The organism is Paenibacillus sp. N22P23 (genome assembly GCF_059383735.1).
Genome location: NZ_JBXENT010000008.1, coordinates 21,074 through 44,113, shown reverse-complemented (window position 1 = coordinate 44,113; position 23,040 = coordinate 21,074). Strand labels below are relative to the sequence as shown.

At 54.7% G+C, this 23,040-nt stretch carries 17 protein-coding genes and 1 riboswitch; of the genes, 8 read left to right on the top strand and 9 right to left on the bottom strand.

What is annotated here, in order from left to right; translation table 11 throughout:
* Nucleotides 1-2: 2 nt before the first annotated feature.
* The 3 genes from AC506A_RS24320 to AC506A_RS24310 form a co-directional block, all read right to left on the bottom strand.
* Nucleotides 3-1,223: an MFS transporter gene (locus tag AC506A_RS24320; protein WP_495463583.1), complete on the bottom strand. Its 1,221-nt coding sequence runs from the start codon at nucleotides 1,221-1,223 to the stop codon at nucleotides 3-5.
* A 266-nt stretch (nucleotides 1,224-1,489) separates the two neighbouring features.
* On the bottom strand, nucleotides 1,490-6,226 hold the full coding sequence (locus AC506A_RS24315; protein WP_495463582.1) for a DEAD/DEAH box helicase: 4,737 nt from the start codon (nucleotides 6,224-6,226) through the stop codon (nucleotides 1,490-1,492).
* A gap of 315 nt (nucleotides 6,227-6,541) precedes the next feature.
* The gene (locus AC506A_RS24310; protein ID WP_495463581.1) at nucleotides 6,542-6,709 is read right to left on the bottom strand and encodes a hypothetical protein; all 168 of its coding nucleotides are present in this window, start codon (nucleotides 6,707-6,709) and stop codon (nucleotides 6,542-6,544) included.
* 116 nt (nucleotides 6,710-6,825) lie between these two features.
* Here AC506A_RS24310 and AC506A_RS24305 point away from each other — a divergent pair, with 116 nt between their 5' ends.
* Entirely contained in the window at nucleotides 6,826-7,245 is a 420-nt protein-coding gene (locus AC506A_RS24305; RefSeq protein ID WP_495463580.1) for a hypothetical protein, read from the top strand.
* Between the two features lie 116 nt (nucleotides 7,246-7,361).
* On the opposite strand, the gene AC506A_RS24300 is transcribed toward AC506A_RS24305, so the two are convergent.
* From AC506A_RS24300 to AC506A_RS24290, 3 genes are all read right to left on the bottom strand, one after another.
* Nucleotides 7,362-7,862 carry a C40 family peptidase gene (locus AC506A_RS24300; RefSeq protein WP_495463579.1) on the bottom strand — a complete coding sequence of 167 codons (501 nt, stop codon included), beginning with the start codon at nucleotides 7,860-7,862 and terminating at the stop codon, nucleotides 7,362-7,364.
* A gap of 4 nt (nucleotides 7,863-7,866) precedes the next feature.
* Nucleotides 7,867-8,028, bottom strand: a riboswitch (cyclic di-AMP (ydaO/yuaA leader).
* Nucleotides 8,029-8,336: 308 nt separating this feature from the next.
* Entirely contained in the window at nucleotides 8,337-9,155 is an 819-nt protein-coding gene (locus tag AC506A_RS24295) for a hypothetical protein (RefSeq protein ID WP_495463578.1), read from the bottom strand.
* A gap of 40 nt (nucleotides 9,156-9,195) precedes the next feature.
* Nucleotides 9,196-11,196 (bottom strand): M1 family aminopeptidase, encoded by a 2,001-nt coding sequence (locus AC506A_RS24290; protein ID WP_495463577.1) that lies wholly within the window; start codon nucleotides 11,194-11,196, stop codon nucleotides 9,196-9,198.
* Between the two features lie 152 nt (nucleotides 11,197-11,348).
* Here AC506A_RS24290 and AC506A_RS24285 point away from each other — a divergent pair, with 152 nt between their 5' ends.
* The 3 genes from AC506A_RS24285 to AC506A_RS24275 all read left to right on the top strand — a co-directional run bounded on the left by AC506A_RS24285 (nucleotide 11,349) and on the right by AC506A_RS24275 (nucleotide 15,613).
* On the top strand, nucleotides 11,349-11,873 hold the full coding sequence (locus tag AC506A_RS24285) for a YwhD family protein (RefSeq protein WP_495463576.1): 525 nt from the start codon (nucleotides 11,349-11,351) through the stop codon (nucleotides 11,871-11,873).
* Between the two features lie 159 nt (nucleotides 11,874-12,032).
* Nucleotides 12,033-13,799, top strand: a complete 1,767-nt coding sequence (locus AC506A_RS24280; protein ID WP_495463575.1) for an ABC transporter ATP-binding protein — start codon at nucleotides 12,033-12,035, stop codon at nucleotides 13,797-13,799.
* On the top strand, nucleotides 13,796-15,613 hold the full coding sequence (locus tag AC506A_RS24275; protein WP_495463574.1) for an ABC transporter ATP-binding protein: 1,818 nt from the start codon (nucleotides 13,796-13,798) through the stop codon (nucleotides 15,611-15,613). The genes AC506A_RS24280 and AC506A_RS24275 overlap by 4 nt, the downstream gene beginning before the upstream one ends.
* A gap of 75 nt (nucleotides 15,614-15,688) precedes the next feature.
* On the opposite strand, the gene AC506A_RS24270 is transcribed toward AC506A_RS24275, so the two are convergent.
* The 3 genes from AC506A_RS24270 to AC506A_RS24260 form a co-directional block, all read right to left on the bottom strand.
* Nucleotides 15,689-16,384 carry an SDR family oxidoreductase gene (locus AC506A_RS24270; protein WP_495463573.1) on the bottom strand — a complete coding sequence of 232 codons (696 nt, stop codon included), beginning with the start codon at nucleotides 16,382-16,384 and terminating at the stop codon, nucleotides 15,689-15,691.
* Nucleotides 16,385-16,399: 15 nt separating this feature from the next.
* A complete protein-coding gene (locus tag AC506A_RS24265) occupies nucleotides 16,400-16,864 on the bottom strand; it encodes a VOC family protein (protein ID WP_495463572.1) in 465 nt (154 codons plus the stop codon).
* 821 nt (nucleotides 16,865-17,685) lie between these two features.
* A complete protein-coding gene (locus AC506A_RS24260) occupies nucleotides 17,686-19,716 on the bottom strand; it encodes a transglycosylase domain-containing protein (protein WP_495463771.1) in 2,031 nt (676 codons plus the stop codon).
* Between the two features lie 299 nt (nucleotides 19,717-20,015).
* Here AC506A_RS24260 and speE point away from each other — a divergent pair, with 299 nt between their 5' ends.
* The 4 genes from speE to AC506A_RS24240 all read left to right on the top strand — a co-directional run bounded on the left by speE (nucleotide 20,016) and on the right by AC506A_RS24240 (nucleotide 22,833).
* The gene (speE, locus tag AC506A_RS24255; RefSeq protein ID WP_475783825.1) at nucleotides 20,016-20,843 is read left to right on the top strand and encodes a polyamine aminopropyltransferase; all 828 of its coding nucleotides are present in this window, start codon (nucleotides 20,016-20,018) and stop codon (nucleotides 20,841-20,843) included.
* A gap of 19 nt (nucleotides 20,844-20,862) precedes the next feature.
* Nucleotides 20,863-21,732: an agmatinase gene (gene speB / locus AC506A_RS24250; RefSeq protein WP_494821692.1), complete on the top strand. Its 870-nt coding sequence runs from the start codon at nucleotides 20,863-20,865 to the stop codon at nucleotides 21,730-21,732.
* Between the two features lie 269 nt (nucleotides 21,733-22,001).
* The gene (locus AC506A_RS24245) at nucleotides 22,002-22,253 is read left to right on the top strand and encodes a DUF7667 family protein (RefSeq protein WP_495463571.1); all 252 of its coding nucleotides are present in this window, start codon (nucleotides 22,002-22,004) and stop codon (nucleotides 22,251-22,253) included.
* A 61-nt stretch (nucleotides 22,254-22,314) separates the two neighbouring features.
* On the top strand, nucleotides 22,315-22,833 hold the full coding sequence (locus AC506A_RS24240; RefSeq protein ID WP_495463570.1) for a DNA-deoxyinosine glycosylase: 519 nt from the start codon (nucleotides 22,315-22,317) through the stop codon (nucleotides 22,831-22,833).
* Nucleotides 22,834-23,040 lie beyond the last annotated feature (207 nt).

Sequence of the window (23,040 nt, the reverse complement as noted above, 5' to 3'; positions counted from 1 at the left end):
TATTATTTGTGCATCGTCATTAATACAGAAGCAGTGCTAGTAGCAGATCGACGGGATGAAAGCGAAGCCCACAGAATAACAAGCAGCATCAGCAGCGCTGTCCCTGCGAACAGCCAGCGAACCGCTTCCGGGCCATGCTGGTCGAGGAACCAGCCGGTTCCTTTGGGCAGCAGTGCGCCGCCGACGCCGCCGCAAGCCATGAGCAGACTGGTCGTCCGCTCCGTCATGCCGGGCGTTGCCCGATTGGCGAAAACAAGCGCGATTGCAAACATGCCTGACATCGTCAGACCGACGGCGAAAGCGAGTACGAATGCCGGCAATGCGCCGGTGAATAAAGTCATGAGAATGAATAGAACAGCAGTGATGATACATGTACCGATCAAATAGACCGAGCCGCCTACACGATCGGCGATTTGCCCGGCAACCAAGCGGCCAATGACCATTGCACCCCAGAAGAGACTAAGCGCCAATGTAGCTGACGACTCCACGATGCCGTTCGTTTGAACGAGCAGGGAAGGCAGGTAGTGGATGTAGCTCATCTCAAGACCTACATAAACGATGAAGAACACGGCGCATGCTGCGAGAATAACTAAGGAGCGTGATGTGAGCTTCGGTGCTGCTCCCATTGGGGCTGCTTGCCCGCCATGACCCGAAACCCCTGCTGCAGAAGCCGGCTGGTCCAGAACGGAAGGCCACCAGATCGACCACAGCAAGAAGGTGACGACAGAGAGTACGCCGACAATTCCGAAGGACAGCTTCCAGTAACCTGCTTCGATCAGCGCCGCTCCTGCAAACGGAATGAGCAGCGCGCCGACGCCGAAGAAGGTTTCTACGCGGCTCATCGCCGTGTTGGCTTTTTCCCCGGACGCCCCAATGATAAAGGACCCTACAACCGCTTCAGTCATGCCAAGCCCTACCCCGGCGAAAGGCGCGATCGTGAGCATCACCCACCATGGCGGCAGCAGAGTGTATAGAAATTCAGCCACGGTCATGAAGCCGATGGCTGTCAGCAGCACCGCTTTTTTTCCAACCTTGCCGATGAGCCATGGTGCACACAGAATACCCACCATACCCCCGAGAAATTGATGCATGACGAGCTGACCGCCGTCGCCGTACTGCACGCCGTAAGCGTGCACCATCGGTTCCATGACAGCGCCGATGACCAATTGGCCAAGCCCGACAACCAGATAAGCGAAACAACCCAAATAGACTAACCGAGACATCCCAGTGCTCCTCACGTGATAGATTATTTCCACCATAACATATATGGGAGGGAGGAACGATATGAAAATATTGCGGATTCCCATAACAAAACAACCTCACTGCCTGCAGCGATAGTCTGCAGAAAGAGAGGCTGTTTGCGTTAGCGGAGGTTGCTCGGCGGCAGAGAGAGAAGCTGCTAGTGTTAGCGGAGGTTGCTCGGCTGCAGAAAGAGGAGCCGCTAGTGTTAGCGGAGGTTGCTCGGCTGCAGAAAGAGAAGCTGCTAGTGTTAGCGGAGATTGCTCGGCCACAGCACCAATGAACGGTTGTCGCGCTCGGCGCCGATGGCCCGCAGTATTTCTTGGGCGGCGGCCGATTCGGTAATCGGCTCACCGTTCCAACGGTCAATCTTGATTTTGCTGAGTCCGTGCTGGCGGAGCAGCATGCGGAAGATTTCTTTGAGCTCGGCTGTGCCGACGCTGCCACTGCTTGGCGATGATGTGTCAGACGTAGTAGATAAAGTCGACAGATCGACAATGTTGCGGCCGTTATTCTCCAGCCAGAAGCGCCATTGTCCGTGCTGCAGCACGAGGTAATTGCCGCTCTTGCGAGCGAATCCGGTGCCGCGCATGTTCGGCCAATCGGCGGCAAGCCCGAATGGGTTGGCCGGGTCAGTCGCAGCGAGGACGGTGATGGCGGCATTGTCCTGCCCGGGCAGCGGTTGGCGGACCGAGGCGATCCCTTCGCGGCGTGCGAACTGCAAGGTTTGCACGCCCTGCACCAGCAGGCCGCGGGTCACAGCGCCCCATTGCTCCAGCTGCTTCAGCATGGGAAGCAGCTCCTCCCAGCTGAATGGCGAGAGCTGGGCGACGAGCTCCTTCGATACAATCCCGTAGCTGTCCAGCAGATGCTGCGTCCAGTGGAGCGCCGACTCCGACAGCTCGGAAGATACGGAGCGCAGCCGGGCGGCATCAATAGGAGCGACTAAGGCGCCGGTTGCGTGGGCGTGCTGCTCGGGATCGGCGGGCGGTTGGGCGAGCTGGCCGGGTTGAGCGGGCAGAACGGACTGAACGGGCAATGCTGGCTGGGCAGGCTGCTCGCTGAGCGGGCCTGTCCAGTACCAGCGACCAAGGCCGGAGCCGGTGCGGGCGAGCAGTTTGCCCTTGGTCTGAAGCTGCAAACGGAGCGGCGCGAACTGATCGTTCGAGACGATGCCCTCCCAAATCAGATCAAGCAGGTCTGTCAGCAGCTCGGACGGTACTTTGCCATAATCGCGGCTTAGCTTAGTCAGGAAGCTGGCCCCGCCCTCCTGCAGCAGCGCCAGCAGCCGAGGATGTTTGGTGTGGGCGGCGGCTTGGACAGCCCGTGCAATAACGGGCGCATAGAGCGGTTTGGATTCGGAGAGGAAGAAGGCGATCTTGCCTTCCTTCTCATGCTCTTCCTTCCGGCCGATCCAGATGATCTCCCCGGAGGCGCAGAGTAAATCCAGATCATCCTTGCGATAGCCGATGACCCGGGAGGGGAACACGACGGACTCCCAGTGTGACGCAGGCAGGAAGAAGCCCTGCAGCCGTTCGATGACCGTGCGCAGGCCGTCGATTCCGCTTAGTTGTGAGCCCGACAGCGCATGCTGTAGCATGGACATATGGGCGCACCAGCGAATGGGGTCGATGGGCTCGGCTTTCTTCCTTGCTTGCTCCATCGTTAGACGAATCAGACGTTTGGCCACTTGGCGGCTCGTCCATATCCGCTCTTGATCGCCTTCGGCGAAAGGAGCGGGCTCGATCCGATCCAACTGCAGCAGCACCTCAGGAATATGCGCTGTCTCAGCTGGTGACAGTTCCGGATAGCGCTCACTTAGCTCCTCCTCGGTGAAAGAAAGCCGGTGGTCTGCGAAGCGGCCGGCAATAAAGGCGATGGCGCTGTCGCTCTTGGGAAATGCGGCGTACATGTCCTGTTCCTCCGCACATATCCAGCGGCGCCGCCCATGGCCGATCGGTTGCTCCGCAATTCGTCCTGCATCGTGAAGAGCTTGCAGCCATCCCTTGACGGCTTCCCCGGCAATGGCAGTCAGCTCCTCGGTCGACAGATCACCGCGCTGTTTAAGCAGCATGTACAGCTCTTCGGCGTTTGATGGGACTTGCCGGCCTCCGGTTTCCAGCCGCTCCTGCTCTTGCTGTGCAATGCCGGGGTCGACAGCTCGTTGAATGGCTTCTTCGCCGAAGAGCTGGCCTGCAAGCGATTTGCTCACGCTGAGCAGTTGGAGCTGCGTCGCTTCACTCAAACCATCGCCTTCATAAAGCATCATATTGGCGTAGTCGGCGAGAAACTGAACAGCAAACGGTGAAGGTGCTTGCGATTCCTTAACGAGCACCTCGATCTGACCTGCGGTAATAGCTTCGAGCAGCTGCTTCAGTCCGTTCGTATCCAGGTAGTCATGCAGACATTCCCGCATGGCCTCTTCAAGATAAGGGAACTGCTCGGCATAAGGGAGCGACTGCTTTAGCAGCTCTTCGCAGCGCAGGCGCTTCTGCCACATCGGCGTACGCGTGAAGCTGCGGGAGAGGAGAAGCGACGTCTCTGCGATACGACGGAAAGATAATCCGAGAAACGGCGAGCCTGTAATTGCCTCGGTGAGGAGGGACTCCACGCTGTCGGCCGTAATTTGCCACAGCGTTTGCAGCCAGGAGGCGTCCCAATCGGGTACCACGAGTTCGATCCCGTTGTCTTTGGCATTGCCGTACATCGAGTAGGGCAGGAGCCGCTGGAATTGCCGCTCGATGGCGAGCAGCCACGTTCGGTTGACTCGTCTGCCGAACGGATTATGGATAATGATGCGGGTTTGATTCATCAGATCACGATAATGCTCGATGATGATCCGCCGCTCGGTCGGCAGCCCAAGCGCATGATGCTGGGATTGAACGAGTCCGATCAACTCAGAAGCTGCATAATGATCGAGTCCATATTCCGCGTCTAGCCAAGCGATGGTGACATCTTCGCGTTTACGTGCGAGTGCGGAGCTGTCGCTTGCATCTGAAGGGTTGCCCAGCGCCAGCCTTGCGGATAGCTGCTCCAGAAAACTGCCGAGCTGGATACCGACCTCCACGCTTCGGCTGGCATTCTCTGCTTGCCAGAAGGGGATCTCGCTGAAGCGGTTAGGTGCTTCTTGCACATAGACGCGGTCGTTCTCAATGCTGCTGATCATCCAAGAGCTCGTTCCAAGCTGAAATACGTCACCAACACGGCTTTCTGCTATATAGGTTTCATCCAGCTCGCCTAAGTGAGTGCGGCTGTCTGCATGATGTACGGGATAGGCGGAGCTTTGCGGAATGGTGCCCGCGCCGGTGATAGCAGCCATCGATGTATTAGCCCGTTTGCGGAGCGTGTCTGTGCTGCGATCCCATTCCATTAAAGGCCGTGCGAACGGATAAAATCCCGACAGCACCTTGAGCGCCGCTTCCAACCGCTCTCGCGGGAAGCTGCGGAAACATTCGCTTTGTACGATGAGACTGTGGAGTGCGCCTATGGATATGTCTTCCGCTACCACGATGGATGTCATGTGCTGCGACAAGACATCGAGCGGCTCTCTAGGCAGGGTGATCGCTTCGATGTCGCGCCGTCCAATGTTGCGGCAGAGCACTGCCGCCTCCGGCAGCTCGCTGCGCGAACGCGCCACGATGAAGCCGCGGCTGACATCGCCGACGCCATGGCCGGCGCGGCCGATCCGCTGGATGCCCGCGGCTGCAGCTTTGGGCGAGTCGACCTGAATCACGAGGTCGACATGGCCCACGTCAATGCCGAGCTCGAGCGAGGAGGTGGCGACGAGGCAGCGCAGCTCTCCGGCCTTAAGCATGCGCTCGACCTCAAGCCGCCGCTCGCGCGAGAGGCTGCCGTGATGGGCGCGCGCCAGCTCGTATCCCGCGTGCTCGTTGAGCCGCAGCACAAGCCGCTCGCACATGCGGCGGCTGTTCACGAACAGCAGCACGGAGCGCGTGCCTTCCATCAGCGCCATCATCCGTTCGATGATGGGCTGCCAGACGCCGTCGCGCGTGCGGGCAGGGCGGCTGAGGTCCGGCATCGTTACCCGGACCTCGATTGATTTGGTCATCGTACTCTCGACGATGACCACCGGGCGCTGCGCATAGCCGAGCGGATGAACCGTCTCGGTTTCCCCAGGCTGCTGCCCCGAGATGAAGGCGGCCAATCCCCCGCCGCCATCGCTCACTTCAACGCCCGAGCTAACCCCGGCATGCTGCGTCGCCGTCGATCCATCGCCCGAGCTAGCCTCGGCATGCTGCGCCGCCGCACCGGCCTGCGGCTCCCAGCCGCCAAGAAACCGCGCGACCCGTGACAGCGGCTTCTGCGTCGCAGATACGCCAATACGCTGCACGGGCTGTGCTGCAAGCGCGGACAGCCGCTCGAGTGAGAGTGACAAATGCGCGCCTCGCTTGTCGCCGGCAAGACTGTGGATCTCGTCGACGATGACGGTCTCCACCGTTCCGAGCATGTTGCGACCTTTGTCTGAGGTAAGCAGCAGGTAGAGCGACTCCGGCGTCGTTACGAGCACGTCGGGAGGACGCCGCGCCATACGCGCCCGTTCACTAGAGGGCGTATCCCCGGTCCGTACCGCCGAGCGGATGCCCGGCCATGCTTCGGCCGCGTCGCCGCCAGCACCTGCGACCTCGCTCTCGAACCGCTCAATATCATCCATAAACCCGACCAGATGATGCTGAATATCATTGTTGAGTGCTTTAAGCGGCGTAATGTACAGCACGCGTACGCCGGGCACAAGTGCTTTACCCCGTGCAGCGGCAGCCAGCTTACGCTGAGCCAGCCGATTAATGCAAGGCAGCAGTGCAGCCAGTGTCTTGCCGGAGCCGGTCGGCGCAGCTATCAGTGTATGACGGCCTTCCACAATGGCGGCCCATGCTTCCTGCTGGACAGGGGTAGGCTCACCGAACGTATGCCTGAACCAACCGGCCAGCGTCTTATGAAATCCCGCGAGCGCGGGGGATAAGAGTGACATAGTGGAAGCTCCTTTTCTTTGAAATGCTCAGAACGTATAACTTCCGTCTCCTGAGGATGGCGACAGTCGCTGATTTTGACTGTTACGCATTCCAGAAATCCCTTATTTCAGACCAACTAACTCGACTTGAAATTCTAACGAACCACACAAGCCTTATTTCGGCCAACAAACACGATAGAAAAATCTAACGAATCCTACAGGTCTTATTTGGCCGGAGATTGCCCTTTTCCATCCCAATTCACCTAAATAAGACCGCTAGGATTCGTTAGAATCGAAATGTAGCGATTTCCCCTAAAATAAGACCTCCACGATTCGTTAGCGTGCAACCACTGTCGCTGTCCCAGCCCGGGGCAACATTCCGGCGAACAGCAGCTCCACCACTCGGCACCAGCTGTCGCGCCAGCGCCTTTCTCCATCTTCTCGGCACCAGCCAGCCGTCGCGCCAATGCCCATCTCCACCTCTATCATCCTAGTATTCATCATGAGTCAATCGATTCCTCTTTAGACAGTCTACCGCAGGTTCCACTTGCAAAAATCGGTCATTTGTCAGGTTTTACAACATAAACTTAGAAAAAGAATCCATACAGGAGGAATCCGGGATGGCAGGATGGCGGGACAGCATAGAGAATCGGCGAGCAGAGTGGAAAAAGCTTGAGGTTGGTTTAACGGATACGCTGGCGGGACGGCGCGTGCTGCGGGTGACAGGACCGAGAACGCCGCGCCTGACGACGCCGGTGACGAAGGCGGTTCGCCAGGAGGAGCTTGCGGCGGTTGCCGATACTTTCGATGCGGGGCTTGCTTGTTTCTGCCTCGGCGAGCTGCCGGCAGGTGAGCGGCAAAACTTCCTCGAAGCCTGGCATGAGCGGCTTGCCTCAGGCGCAATCGTCGTCATGGCCGACCGCCGCAGCGAGGGCTGTGCGACGCCGATTGAGCTGCATGATCTGTTTGCACCGCTTGGCAGCAAGCTTGATGTCCAAGTTGGCCGGACTTTCTGGTGGGTGCGCTACTTAAGGCGGTAATACCTTCCGATTTCTTCGAATATAACAAAAGAAGCCGCAGGTGCTTGTCCCGAAGGACGAACAGCTGCGGCTTCTTTTGTGCTTTCACAGGCACCTGAGGAAGGTGCAGGTCAATCTTACTCGGAGTCTTCGCCGCCAACCGCTTCGTCAGAAGGCTCGTCTGCGTATTTCTCATACGTTTCCGTACTCATCACGCGGCGCGCTGTAACGTACCGTTTTGAATAGTAGGAATCATTCAAGCCGCTGATGGTTACGCCTTTGCTGCTGGAGGAGTGTGCAAACTTGCCTTCCCCAACATAAATGCCAACATGCGAGATTCCTTTGCCAGTCGTATTAAAGAATACGAGGTCGCCTGGGATCAAATCTGCTTTCGCGATTTTCTTGCCCAGGTGTGCTTGCGAACGGGAAGCATGCGGGATATCCACGCCGAGTTTATTAAACACGTACATGGTAAATCCGGAGCAGTCAAACCCTTTCGTTGTAGTGCCGGTGTACACATAAGGTGTACCGATCAGATCTGTGATGACCCCATCCATTTTGGATTGCGCGAAAACGCTTCCTGTTTGAAAAAGTAGAAGCATCGCCAGTCCGATCAAAAGTGCAGAAAGCTTTTTCAAAACGGGAAACTCCTTCCAGTGCCTACGAGGTTAGCTGTGGGGTTCGGTTGAAGGCTCCCTATGATCACCTCTGGCATTCCGCGAATGGCATTGTGCGGATGTCGGGATCAATTCACCCAAGATGGTTCCCCCGTTTCCCGTGATGGGAATTCGGCAAAATTTTCATTTCTAGGCATAATTATTCGATCATTTTCTTCCTTCTCCTTCCTAGTTCACAACTTGTTCACAAATTAAAATTATTAGAATGCAACCTTTTATCTCTCATTTTCGTATAGCAGCCGCTAGTTTGAGCTGTTTTGAGTGCTCGCTCGCACCCGGGACCACCGTGCAAAGCATGTCTCATCTTGAATCTAAGCGCATGTCAAAAAAACCCGCTCTGCCGAGGGGTTTGTCTTTTATATGCCAGTTATTAGTTAAAAAGGAGACCGTCCCACTGTCATCAACATGACATGGTGGGCGGCCTCCTCGCATGGATTAGACTTGTTTCGACTGCCAGGCATCGTACTGGGCGGCTACCGTCCATACCTTCATAATGGTTCGGATCAACTGGTAGCCTTGATGCAGGATGAGCGCCAGCAAACCTGCCCAAAGCAGCGATACGGAGGCAATTGTCATGCTGAGCACGGCTCCGATCGCCCACATGAGAATGGAAATACCCGCGAAGGGCAGGAAATTCACGATGCCGCCCCACAAGGACTTGAGGGCACCGGTTCCGGCGACCGCTCCGAACTGCATGGAGAGGAAGAGGAGGTGGATCAGAACCGCCCAGGCGAGCCAAGCGCCCGCCCAAGGCCCCGCCTGCTGCGCAAACTCCAGCAGTGAATTGCTCCCGAGCAGCTTCGTTAACGCCCGCGGCAGCAGCCAAATGGCCGGTAGAAGCGTGAGCGTCGTTTCCACCAAGTAGAGCAGCGCGACGGGTTTCCAAGCAGCTCGAATGCCTTTTAGAAATTTCGTACCATTGTCGTCCGTGACATGATGGAGGGAGTGGAACAGCCCGGCATTCAGGAACGGGGTAATGATGATGCGTCCCGCAAGCAGCCCGCAGAAGAGCCAGACATAGGGGCGGATCAGATCGGTCTTGATGAGCTGGAACTGCGCTTCCGTCATGAAGAGCTGAACGGCTGTACCGCCGCTGCCGATGCTGTCCGGGAACCTTTTTAGCAGCGGCACGGTAATGCCTTCAATGGTTCGATAGAGGAAGAAGCCCCATATCAGCTCATATAGAAACAGCATAATGATAATGTAGAAGTGCTTAACGGTCAGTCGCCAGCCTTGCTTTAGGTGCGTTCTCATTTATCATCACCTCCTAGAAAGTTTTTGCGAGGCAGTATCGTCACCATGCAATGGAAGCAAATATACTCTCAATCAGCTTGGAGACGCCGACACTCCAGCGTGTGCGTTGTTTCTCTGCGAGCTCGGCTTTCATAAAGTTGTTGATATGTTTGTTGTCGAGCACATTGTCGTTGTGTGGATCGACGGCGGCCCACAGCAGTTTGGAAGAATGGACGATTTTATATTGTATGTGGGTTTCTTGGCCATCCCAGACTTTAGGCATCAGCGTACCATCTGCAAAATGAAACACGACCGACACCGGCCCAGAGCTGCCGCCTGTCTTCTTAATGAGTACGACCGATTCGTACTGCGTCTCGTTGCCTTGCTTCACAGGGCGTACATGAATGGAAGCGACCGAGTAATCGGACATGGCATCCCCGTACACGAAATGGCTGAAGTAGTCGTTCCACTTGTTCTTCGTTACGGATTCTACGACGCGCTGGAAGTCGGCGGTGGAAGGATGTTTGAATTTATATTTTTGAAAATAGGTCCGCATAATCTTACGCATCGTCTGGGCTCCGACCTGCTTCTCGATGCCGAAGAGCACAAGCTTCGCGCGCATGTACACATTTTCCGCATAGTGATTGTTGCTGTGATACGACCAAGACAGCTGCTTCAGCGGAGCCGGGTTCGTCATGTAGCTTGCTTCCACCGGCAAATTCGGCTCCACGCCGTATTCGCTTTCCATCACTTTGTCCTCGGCATAGGAGGTGAAGCCTTCGTCGAGCCATGCCTCTTCGAATTCATTGGAGGCGACCATGCCGTACCAATATTGATGGCCGATCTCGTGGACGACCGTTCGCTCCAGATCGTAGCCGGGGTTCTCGTTCTCCGCGGCAAATGCGGTAATGAGTGTCGGATATTCCATCCCGCCAGCACCGTTGCCTCCCTTAGGGGGAACTACGACAGAGAGGGTGGTGTATGGGTAAGCGCCGTACCATTGTGCATATTTGGCGAGCGCGGATTTGGCTGCGTGCATGTAGCGGTCCTTGAATTTGGCGTGCAGCGGATCCAAGTAGAGCTTGATTCGAACGCCCGGAACGCCGTCTGTGGAGAAAGGCTCCTCTGCGTAGACGAAATCCGGTGAGGCAGACCAGCCAAAATCATGCACGTCATCGGCGTAGTATTGGTAGGTTTTGCGTCCGTTGGCTACGATGGAAGGTTTAGTTTGGAAACCGGTTGCCGCTACTTTATAGCTGTCCGGGACGTTGATTTTCACGCTGTAGATGCCAAAATCGCTGTAAAACTCCGAGTTGCCGTGATACTGATGAATGTTCCAACCTTCTGCTGCTCGGCCGCGTGTGCCTGCCGTCTCGTAAACGCACAGCTTCGGAAACCATTGGCCAGCCATAATGAAGTTGCCGGAGTAACCCATCCGCGCAAACACTTCCGGAAGCTTGACCTCAAATTTCATGCGGAGCGTGACGCTCTTGCCAGGGGCGACAGCATGGGGCAGACGCAGCTTGGCCAGCGTTAAATCGTTTGGATTGCTGTCATCGGGCTGCACATAATGCAGGCGCGGGAGAAGGCTGTAGCCTTCCGTCGTCTCGAGTGAAAGCAGGTTCATATAGCCGATGCTGTCCGAAGTCGCTTTATCATTTCGGAGCTGACCGCCGGACTCTTTCATGAAAGTTGTGTCTTTGGAGCGGAAGGCGTTCGGATACAGATGAAAATACATCTCGGACACTTGCTGCCTGCCGGGGTTTGTCCAAGTGACAGACTGCTCCCCGATCAGCATGTGCGTATCCTCCTGAAGTTTCACATCGATGTGGTACTCCGTGACCCGTTTGCTGAGTGAGACCGGCTTTGGCTGCATCACAATATCGGGCTCCGGCGCGGTGGACGGAGCGGCAGGCTTGGGCGCCGTGTCTTTCTTGGCAGGAGCGGAGGCGTATGTATATTGCGAAACCCAGGCATCTCCGAACCCTTGCCTTGCCGTTGCACCCAGAATCACGGCGACGAGGGCAAAGAGTAGAAAACGTTTGGCGTGACGTGGATTCATTGAAAGATTCCCTCCCGTTGACAAGCTTCTAAAGCATGTATATGTTTGCTTTTCCGAGATTATTAGCTAAAATGGAATTAATGTGCGGACAGGCGCGGAAACCGCGCCGGACGTGGAATCGCAGCGTTTTTAGATGGGAGTTGGAACGTAAGATGAGTGAACAAGAGAAAGATCAACAGCCCGTAGAGAAGAAAGAGAAGAAGTCTCTCTCTTTGAACGTGGTGAGCAATAAGGAACATAAAGGCTTTGGTGCAGGGACGATTGACCTGAGCAGCGTATCCTGCGTCATGATCGATAACGGCGAGGCTTACATTGATGTAGGCGCGATGCATGCGAAGAGCAAGATCGAGAAGGGGATCAAATTCAGCACGAACAAGGAAGATGTGCCTAACGGCCGTCTGTGCTGGATTGTCTGGGTAGCCGTTGACCGTAATGAAGAAGGTTCGTTCTACGCAGGGGCAACCGCTTGCCCGATGCTGGTGGACACAGAAGCGCGCAGAGGCTGGAAAATTCTAGCTCAGCATGTCAACAACTTGGATTACGCGATCAAACGCCGTTTCGTGCTCGATGAGCTTGGAACGGAAGAGAAAGCTGCGCTCAAGAAACTCCTCGTAACCAACAATCAGGAGTGGTGGGACCGCTCGCCTGATAAGTTGAAGGAAGCACTGAACGTATAACGTAGAACATGCACTTTTGCTGCCGATAAAGCCGTTTTGCCGTTTCTCTTAAGTGGAGAAAGGCGAAGCGGCTTTTTATTTTTCTCTGTTTCGAAGTGCATCCTAGTTATGGTATAGTCGAATGACAGAACATTTGTTCTAAAATTAGGGGGAAATGGAATGAAACGGGCTTTGCCGCGTGAATCGCGCAATCATTATTCGGAGCTGCTCCGACGCTATCTGCTCCCGCAGAAGCGGACATTAATTGGCCTTGCCGTACTGCTTTTCCTCTCGATTGGCTTACAGCTGATCAACCCGCAAATCATTCGCTTCTTTATTGATACCGCACAATCGGAAGGCAGCATGAAGCCGCTTCTTATCGCAGCTTGCCTCTTTATTGGCTTCTCCCTTGTGCAAGGGGCGGTGTCGGTAGCGGCTACCTATTTCAGTGAGAACGTGGGTTGGAAAACAACGAATGTGCTGCGCGGCGACTTGGCGGCGCACTGCCTGTCGCTTGATATGCCTTTCCACAAGTCGCATACGTCAGGTGCTATTATTGAACGGGTCGACGGGGATGTGAATGCGCTGGCGAATTTCTTCTCCAGCATGATCATTAATCTGGTCGGCAATTTCTTGCTGATGGTAGGCATTTTGTTCCTGCTGTTTCGGGAGAGTTGGTTGATCGGTACAGGCATGACGGTTTTCGTGGTTGTGGCGATTCTCGTCATTCAGCGTATACGGAAGCTGGCTGCACCTCTGTGGAAGGATTGGCGGCAAGCGAATGCCGATTTGTATGGATTCATCGGCGAGCAGCTGGAAGGAACGGAGGACATTCGTGCGAATGGAGCGTCCGGGTTCGTCATGAATCGTTTCTACAGCATGCTGCAGCGGATGCTGCCGCTTCGTGTGAAGGCTTTTCTTGGATTTGGCGCGATGTGGAGCACGACGATTATTGTTTTTGCGTTGGGGAATGCGATGGCCTTCGCTATTAGCGCGTATTTATGGAAAGAAGGCTCGATTTCGATTGGTACGGTGTATTTGATCTTCTATTATACGGAACTGCTCGCAAAGCCGATTGAGAAGATCCGCACACAGATGGAGGATTTGCAGAAAGCGGACGCCAGTATATCGCGTATTCGGGCGCTGTTCGAGACACGCTCTGCCATTGCGGACGGACCCGGCGCGACGCTTCCTTCTGGTGCGCTGGGTGTCAGGTTTGATGAAGTCACCTTCCGTTATGAGGATGGCACAGGCGAGCCTACCCTTGATGGATTAGCGTTGGATTTGAAGCCCGGAGAGGTGCTCGGCCTGCTCGGTCGGACGGGGAGCGGCAAGTCGACGCTTGCCCGGCTGCTGCTCCGGTTCTATGATCCGCAGCAAGGGGCGATTAGCTTAGGCGGCACCGATATCCGGGAGCTGAAGCTGAGTCAGCTTCGCAATCGCGTAGCTATGGTTACGCAGACGATCGAAATCATGGAGGGTACGATAAGGGACAATCTGACCTTCTATGATGACGCAATACCGGATGAACAAATTATTGCCGTCTTACATCAGCTTGGGTTAACAAATTGGTATGAGGCGATGCCGGAGGGGTTGGATACCAGGCTCGCGTCGGGTGGGGGAAGCCTCTCTGCCGGGGAAGCGCAGCTGCTTGCTTTTGCCCGCGTGTTTCTGACGAATCCGGGCCTTGTCATTATGGATGAAGCATCGTCAAGGCTTGATCCGATGACGGAGCAGCGCATTGAGCAGGCCATCAGCACGCTGCTCACGAACCGTTCTTGTATCATCATTGCACACCGATTAGCTACCGTGCAGCGCGCGGACGCTATCGTGATTCTCGAAAACGGTCGTGTTATCGAAGCGGGCCGCAGAACGGAACTTGCAGCAGATCCGGCATCGCGTTTCAGCGCCATGCTGGCGACCGGTCTTGAGGAGGTGCTCGTATGACGACCTTTCGATTTCTAATGGGGCTCATTACTTACCGGACATGGCGTTATGTCGTCAATGCGACTGCTTGGACGGTCATTTACATGGTGCCAATTATACCGGGGCTCATTACGAAAGAATTTTTCGACTCACTAACAGGCGACACTTCACTGAAGATGGGCACTTGGAGCATCATCGCACTGCTGCTGGCAGCGGCGATCGCTCGCGTCGTCTTGATCATTGTCGGGTTTATAACCGATGTTCATTTTCGCTTCCGCATGGGGATGATGCTGCGCCGTAACATGCTGAAGCATGTACTGAAGCAGCCTGGGGCACGCGCTATTCCATGCTCGCCAGGAGAAGCGATCAGCTATTTCCGTGATGACGTGGAGCAGTCCGAGGAAGCGGCCAGCTGGTCTGTCGATGTCTTTGGGATGACCTGCTTTGCACTGGTTTCCAGCTATATTCTGATCGGGATCGACGCGCAAATGACCTTGCTTGTTTTCGTGCCGCTCGTCATCGTAGTGGCGGTTGCGCAGCTTGCTACCTCAAGGCTGCAGAAGTATCGCGCGGCGAGCCGTGAAGCAACCTCTCGTGTGACCGGTGCGATCAGCGAAATGTTCGGTAACGTGCAGGCCATTCAGATTGCAGGCGCCGAGGAACGTGTCATTGAGCGGTTCCGGAAATTTAATGATACGAGACGCCAAACGATGCTGAAGGATAAGTTGATGGGCGAGGTGCTGGATTCCATCTTTACGAATTCCGTGAACCTTGGCATCGGACTGATCCTCCTGTTGGCTGGTACGAAGCTGCGAGGCGGCACATTCACCGTCGGTGATTTCTCTTTGTTTGTCTACTATCTGACTTTCGTTACTTCGATTATTACGAATGTGGGCAAGTTCATCACCTACTTCAAGCAGATGGGCGTGGCACTGGATCGGCTGAAAGGGCTGCTACAAGGCGCACCTGCCCATGTGCTAACGCTGAAAGAAGGGCTTATGCTCCGCAAAGGCAGCACCTTGAAGCAGAACACAGTGGCTGTTGTGGAGGAAAAACTGCATGCCTTAGACGTCGAGGGATTGACCTATCGGTTTCCAGAAACGGGCAGAGGAATCGAGGATGTTCGGCTGCAGCTGAAAGGCGGCTCGTTCACCGTGGTGACCGGCGCGATCGGCTCTGGGAAGACCACGCTTGTCCGCACGCTGCTTGGGCTGCTGCCTAAAGATGAAGGGACGATTAAGTGGAATGGGAAACCCGTCCATGATCCGGGCACTTTCTTCACTCCGGCGAACAGTGCGTACTCGGCGCAAATTCCTCGTATGTACAGCGATACGCTGCGCAACAATATTTTGCTCGGTCAGCAGGAACAGGGGGATGACTTGCGGCAGGCGATTCATACTGCAGTGATGGAGTATGACCTCGACCACTTGCAGAACGGACTGGAGACGCTGATTGGCCCGCGCGGCGTGAAGCTCTCCGGCGGTCAAATGCAGCGAACGGCAGCCGCGCGCATGCTCGTACGCGATGCACAGCTTTATGTGTTCGACGACGTATCGAGTGCGCTCGACGTCGAGACCGAGCAGAAGCTGTGGGAGCGGCTGTTCCAAAGCAGAGGCGACGCGACCTGCTTGGTCGTTTCGCACCGCAGAGCGGCACTGACTCATGCCGATCATATTATCGTCATGAAGGATGGCCGCATCGAAGCGGAAGGGACTGTGGAGGAACTGCTGCACGCAAGTGCGACCTTCCAAGAGCTGTGGAGCGGCGATGAACGTACGGCTGACGCAGTCTTGCCTGCTGACGCTGAAGGGGTAGCGCTTCAGCCTAAAACATAAGAAAAGCCTCTGCAGGCGGCATGTTGCCGTCGTTGCAGAGGCTTTTTTTGTGCTGAGTAGCGGAGTGGGTTCCGGTTAGATCGGCATTTCCTTGCCGGTGTAGTCCACGAATTGAAACCGGAGTTCCTCCGGGACAATACTGCGCTCCATCAGGTCGACGATGCCGCGGGCACTGGCTCGTGGATCGGTCGGAGCGTTCTCGCCGCCCATATCCGTCTTCATCCAGCCGGGGTGAATGCTGAGCACCTGAATCCGGCGTTCCTTCACATAGCGGTGAAGCTGCTGCGAGAACATATTGAGCGCTGTCTTCGAGATGCTGTAGGGATAGTCTCCGGGATAAGCATTCGTAATGCTGCCTGCTTCGGATGAGATGTTCAGAAGCGCGCCATTCTCCTCCGTAAGCAGAGGCAAAAAATGCTTCACCACTCGCATAGGCCCGTACAAATTAATCTCGAATGCTTGCGCCACATCGTTCATATCGAGTTCTTCGATTTGAGTGTTGCGCGCATTGAGAATGGCGGCATTGTTGATGATCGCACTAAGTGTTCGGCCTTCGCGCTTCAATGCGGAAGCGAGCTGAGCCACACTCTCTTCGCTAGCAACATCGAGCTCGGTGATCGTAAGTCGATCCCCATACGCCTCGCTTAGCGCCGCAAGCTTGTTGCCGCCTACATCACGAACCCCGGCAATAACGGTGTGTCCGCGCTCGAGTGCTTCGGCGGCAATCGCTAATCCAAGTCCACGGCTAGCGCCTGTTAGTAGTATATTCATACTCACTGACCTCTCCTATTTATCGTTCTCGAGCAGCTCCACGAGCACTTTAAGCGCTGGTATAGTATCCATATATGCATACCGTCCGCCCGTATATTCACCCTTCTGCTGAAGCGGGAAACCTTTGCTCTCCAGCAGCATAATCTTCTCTTTCATGCCCTCGATTTCAAAAGCGATATGATGAGGCCCTTCGCCATGCTCGTCCAAATAATTTCGCCACGTGCTTGGATGTTCGTCCGGTTCAATCAGTTCAAGCTGCAAGGAGCCCATATCAATAAAAGCAAGCTTAGCCCGGGCGAAAGTGGGAGCACCGTTAAATTCCGTTTGCGCCTTATCCAGTGTATCGGTAATGATGGCCTGCGGTTTCTCGATCCCGAAGAAATCCGCATAAGCTTGACTCACTTTGTCGATATCGTTGACGAGTATGCCGATTTGCGTAATGACTTTATTGCCGAGTAGTCCTGACAACTGCGAACACATCCTCTCCATAGTAGGAAGCTAGACACAAGACTCTTACACAATTTTCCACAACCTTACACAGCTATCTTATCCAATCAGCAAAATGAGTGTCAATCGGCACAACCGATCACTTTTCATGCTGGCGAATAGTGTAGGAGCAACTCCCTGATCCACACATTGGAGGGAAAATGCCGAAAATAGCACAAGAGTAGCTTCCAGAACTACACAATGGTGGGAAAGCGACGAAAATAGAGCAAGAGTAGCTCCTGGAGCCACACAATGGTGGGGAAGCGACGAAACAGCACAAGAGTAGCTCCCAGAGCCGCACATTAGCGGTTGCAAACACACTGTGAGGTAACAGTTACCGTACATTGGACAAGAGAGATATTTAGCTCGAAGAGAGGTACTGGTTACCGTTCATGCAGTGGAAATCCCCAAATTTAGCTCATGAGTGGTAATGGTTACCGTACATAGATTGATTAGTTATGTAAGAAGCATACGTAGGGAGCTACATGCGAGTAAAATGAGAGTTTTCGTGTAATGAAGCACATGAGGAGATCCACATAAGAGGTAATTTAGGGTTTTTACCCAAAGTAGCACACGTGGAGATCTACATGTATGCGATACATGGGCATTTTACGAGAAGTAGTGCACGAGGCGCGCTACTTCTCCATCCAGCGCACAAAAAAGGGTTGCCTCACATCATCCAAGAGCTGGATGACGAGGCAACCCCTATTTAAACCATGTGCCGTTGCTAAGCTGGTCACCGCGATCTGCGACCTGCAGCCCAGCCCCCCGTGAAGCCCCGCGCGGCACCACCCCGCGGCCAGCTACCCTAAAAGCTAATTCGACCACCAGCGCTTGAGCTGCTTCCACCAGTGACGCGTCTTCTCTGTTTGCGCGCCGTCGCTTTGCGAAGCCGAAGCATCGCCTTCGCCATGAACGCCGCACACTTCTACCGGCTCAGTGCCGCTGACGAACGATTCGAGCCGGCGGTCCGGGCAAGACTTCCCGGCGAGCTTGCCGCTCTGCGGATCGATATAGACGGATACGACGCCATCCGGCAGCGGGAAGATTTTCGGCGGAATGGCGGACAGCGCCGCTTCCGTATACGACGCGAAGATCGGCGCGGCGCGGCGTGCTTCCACAGGCGTCAGCTTGCGGCCTTTGTCGTAGCCGACCCATACCGCCGTAGCCAGCTCCGGTGTATAGCCGACCAGCCAAGCGTCCGTCGCGGTCGTACCGGTCTTGCCGGCGACGGGGCGCTTAATCATCGCCGAGACGCGATTGCCGGTTCCGCCGGTTTCGAACACGCTCTCCATCAAACTGGTGAGCACATAAGCGTGCGCGGCATCTACCACGGTGGAGGAAGCGGGCTGTGCTTCGTACAGCACCTCGCCTTTCGCGTCCTCGATGCGCAAAATCGCCGTAGGTTCCATGCGCACACCGCCATTAGCGAATGCGCTGAATGCCGATGCCATCTCGAATGGGCTGATCGGGAAGGTGCCGAGAGCTAAGGAAGGCACCGGCTTCATTGGGCTCTCTATCCCAAGCTTTCGAGCCATGGCGATGACCTTGTCCGCTCCGACGGTCATGATGGAATTGACCGCATAGATATTATCGGAGCTCGCGATGGCTTGACGCATATTAATGAAATCGCCCACGTATTTGCTGTTGTAATTGCTCGGCGAATACGTCTTGCGGCCCTCATCGTAGGTGAAGATCGTCGGCGTACTTTTGAACTGCGAAACAGGCGTCAACACGCCTTCCTGCAAGGCAGTTAGATACAAGATCGGCTTAAAAGACGACCCCGGCTGCCGCGTCTTGGCGAATACGCGATTATACTGATTGGTCTTATAGTCGCGGCCGCCGACCATCGCTTTGATGTAGCCGGTTCGCGGATCGACAGAGACGAGCGCAGCCTGCTGCTCGGAATCCACCGGGATTCCTGCCGCGACAGCTTCTTCCGCCGCTCGCTGCGCATCGGGATCCAGCGTCGTATAGATGCGAATACCGCCTTCGCTCATTCTTCGCTCATCGATGCCAAGCTTATCGACCGCCATATACCGCACATAATCGCGGAAATAAGGCGCAGTTCCTGCCTGCTTGCTTGTTCCAAGCGGCACGAACCGAAGCAGTTCGGCGCCGGTCGCTTCAGCATCCGCTTGAAGCAGAATCCCTTGATCCACCATCGTCTGGAGGATCGTGCGCTGCCGGTCCTTCGCATTTTTCATATCCATATAGGGGGAGTAGTATTTGGGGCCTTTCGGAATACCGGCTAGCATCGCGCTTTCGGCTAAAGTGAGTTCCGACGCGTGTTTCCCATAATACAACTCAGCTGCAGCTTCTGCGCCATAAGCGCCGTGACCGTAGTAGATTTGGTTCAAATACAGCGCCAAAATCTCATCCTTGGAGTAATGCATCTCCAGCTGAATCGTATACATCGCTTCCTTCAGCTTGCGCGACCAGGTCCGCTCATGCGTCAAATACAGGTTGCGGGCGAGCTGCTGAGTCAGCGTGCTGGCCCCTTGCTTGCGTGACATATTCTCTACGTTAACCAGCGCTGCACGGGCCATCCCTTTCATATCAAAGCCGAGATGATCGTAGAATCGCTGATCTTCAATAGCGAGCGTCGCCTCGACGAGATAGGGCGAAATTTGCTTCAGCGGCACCGACTGGCGGTTCTCGCCGGCATGAAACGTGTCGATGATATGACCCTGCGCATCGAGCATTTGCGAAGTTTGGCTGATCGCCGAAGCGGGAAGTGCTTGTTCCCGCAAATAATAGAGGAAGCCGAAGGCGCATATAAACAGCAGCAGCAGCGCCGCTCCCGAATAAATGAGCCACCGTTTCACATGCTTCAGCAGCGGCATCCATTTTTCCAATTGAATAGAAACAGGCAGTCGACGCTTCATGACGCCGCCCTGCCTGTATACATGTTTCATCCATCTTTTCATGTGCAAGTCTCCTAACCGAAAGAAAGTCCGCTTTATCCAACTAGTATGGAAAACAATGGGACACCCTATTCAGAAAGAGGGTTTGCGTAATATGAAATTTTTGTGCGACGCTGGCAAAAGGTTGCTTTTTCCCCCCGTTAACTTATAATACAGATTGAAACATTGGACCATATGATCAATAGCACCACTACATAAACGAAAGTAGGGATTTAACAATGGAATTGTGGTACACGGAGAAACAGACCCCGACTTATGGGATTACGATGAAAGTAAAAGAAACGTATGTCAGCGAACAAACTGAATTCCAGCAGCTCGATATGATCGAGACGGAAGAGTTCGGTACGATGCTTGTTCTGGACGGCATGGTTATGACAACAGATAAAGACGAGTGGGTTTATCACGAAATGGTTGCTCACCCGGTTCTATACACGCATCCGAATCCGCGCAAAGTGCTTGTTGTTGGCGGCGGCGACGGCGGCGTAATCCGCGAAATCCTGAAACACCCGAGCGTAGAGAAGGCTGTTCTGGTTGACATCGATGGTAAAGTAATCGAATACTCCAAGAAGTACCTTCCACAAATCGCTTGCGGTCTCGACGACCCTCGTGTAGAAGTGATCGTTAACGACGGCTTCATGCACATCCACGATCACAAGAACGAGTACGATGTGGTTATGGTTGACTCCACGGAGCCGGTTGGCCCTGCGGTAAACCTGTTTACACGCGGCTTCTACCAAGGCATCTACGATGCACTAAAGGAAGACGGTATTTTCGTAGCACAAACGGACAACCCTTGGTTTACACCGGAGCTGATCTCGAACGTAAACCGCGATGTGAAAGAAGTGTTCCCGATCGTCCGCGTATACTGGGCTAACGTTCCAACGTACCCGAGCGGCCTGTGGACATTCACAATGGGCAGCAAGAAATACGATCCGCTTGAAGTGGACGAGTCCAGCATCCCAGAAATCGACACTAAATATTACTCCCCGCGTCTGCACAAAGCGGCTTTCGTTCTGCCGAAATTTGTGGAAGATCTGGTGAAGTAAGAGGAGACCTACACAACCTATGAAACTCGATCAAAAATATTCCGGCAATGTATTTATCCTTAGCTCGGATGACTATAACACGTCCAAAGCAGTCATTTACGGCATGCCGATGGACTTTACCGTATCGTTCCGCCCAGGCTCCCGTTTCGGCCCTCCGCGTATTCGCGAAGTGTCGATCGGTCTGGAAGAGTACAGCCCGTACCTGGATCGCAGCCTGGAGGATATCGAATATTTCGACGCAGGCGATTTGCTGCTGCCTTTCGGCAACGCGGCTCGTTCGCTTGAAGTCATCGGTGAATTCGTTCGCGGCGTATTAGACGACGGCAAAATGCCTGTAGGACTCGGCGGCGAGCATCTCGTATCATGGCCGATTTTCCAAGAGGTGTACAAGAAGTACCCCGATATGGCGATCATTCACTTTGATGCCCATGCAGATCTGCGCGAGTCGTACGAAGGCGAACCGCTGTCGCACTCCACGCCGCTTCGCAAAGCAGCCGGCCTGATCGGCGGTAAGAACGTCTACCAGTTCGGTATTCGTTCCGGCTCTCGTGAAGAGTGGCAATTTGCACGCGAGAACATCAATTTCTTCCCGTTCGAAGTGCTTGAGCCTTTGAAGAAAGTATTGCCTGAGCTGGAAGGCCGTCCTGTCTATCTGACGATCGACATCGACGTGCTGGATCCATCGGCTGCACCGGGAACAGGTACGGCGGAAGCCGGCGGCATCACGTCGAAGGAATTGATCGACGCGGTTCACGCGATTGCGCGATCCGGCGTTAACATTGTCGGTTGTGACCTCGTTGAGGTAGCACCGGCTTACGATCCTACGGAACAAACACAGATCGTCGCGGCGAAAGTGATCCGCGAAATGCTGCTTGGCTTTATTAAATAATAGCGAAGGATGGGGCGGCGCTCCCATCCTTTTTTGTTGTCTTCTCACAGCTGGGTCGCACGTCAATCTCTGCACCCAATCCGCTCTACTCGCCCTCCCAAATCAGGCTTCTTCTTTTTCGGCGGTCAAGTTTCAGAGTGCCGGAATCAGCTATAAAATAACAATAAAGCAGCTCTGGTTAGAGTACTACCGTATGCCCGCCGCTTAGGGCTTCATTTTTTGGTCATAATGAATAGTAGTATTCTAACAATTGAGGGGGCGAGCAAGTTATGAGCTTATTGCCAATTCACGAGCGGCTCGCGGAGCTGTGGACGGTTCGAAGCAAGAGGCAGCTCTCGGCAGAGGAGCTGGCAGACTTTGAGCATTGCTTGGCGGTGAATGCGATGATTTGCCGACAAGTTGCTAATTTGTACAATCTCTCGCTGCTGGCTTCGATGACAGGCGATACGGAGTGGCAGCACGATATATGTCGCAAAATCGAACGGCTGACCGGAACACCGCCGGCATCCACCCAGCTATAGATGGACTTGAATATTCCTTCTCTTTCTGGTTTCCTATGGAGAAGAGGGGAGGGATGGTGTGATGAGAGTACATTCATTTCCGCCGGAGATCGGCGCGGGTGCGCAGGTGCTTGTCCTTGGCAGCATGCCGGGGACGGCTTCGCTCGTGAAGCATCAATATTACGCACATCCAAGGAATCATCTATGGCCGGTTGTCTATGGCTTGTTCGGGCTGACGCCGGCTGAGGAGTATGAGGATCGGCTTGCTTTTGCCAAGGCTCGCGGTATAGCGCTCTGGGATGTAATCGCCTCTTGTCAGCGCGAGGGCAGTCTTGATGCGAACATTCGTGAGGAGCAGCCCAATGATATTCCCGGCTTGCTTGCGGAGTATCCGGCTATTAGCTGCATTGTGTGTAACGGCGCCAAGTCGCATGACACGTTTCTGAAGTATTTCAGGAGCTTACCCGAACTCAGCGGGATCACGCTGCTCAAGCTGCCGTCAACCAGTCCGATTCCAACGGCGGCGATGCGGACGACTGCAGATCGGATTGAAGCTTGGCGCATTGTGCTGCCTCACTTAATTCCGCTGGAACAGACCTAGGCAAACCTCATAAAGAGGCTTGCTTTTTTCACGAGGTTGCATATAATAGGGAAAATACAGTCAGTTATAACAGCTACATACGATGAACGGGACAGTACCTTGCAGATCGGTGCTAGCAGCGAGCCGGGTTGGATGAATGGTGTAGCGGCCAATTGGCCTCGTTAACCAAGCATCCTTGGTGTAAGCCGGTGCAGCGGCGTAAGGGAA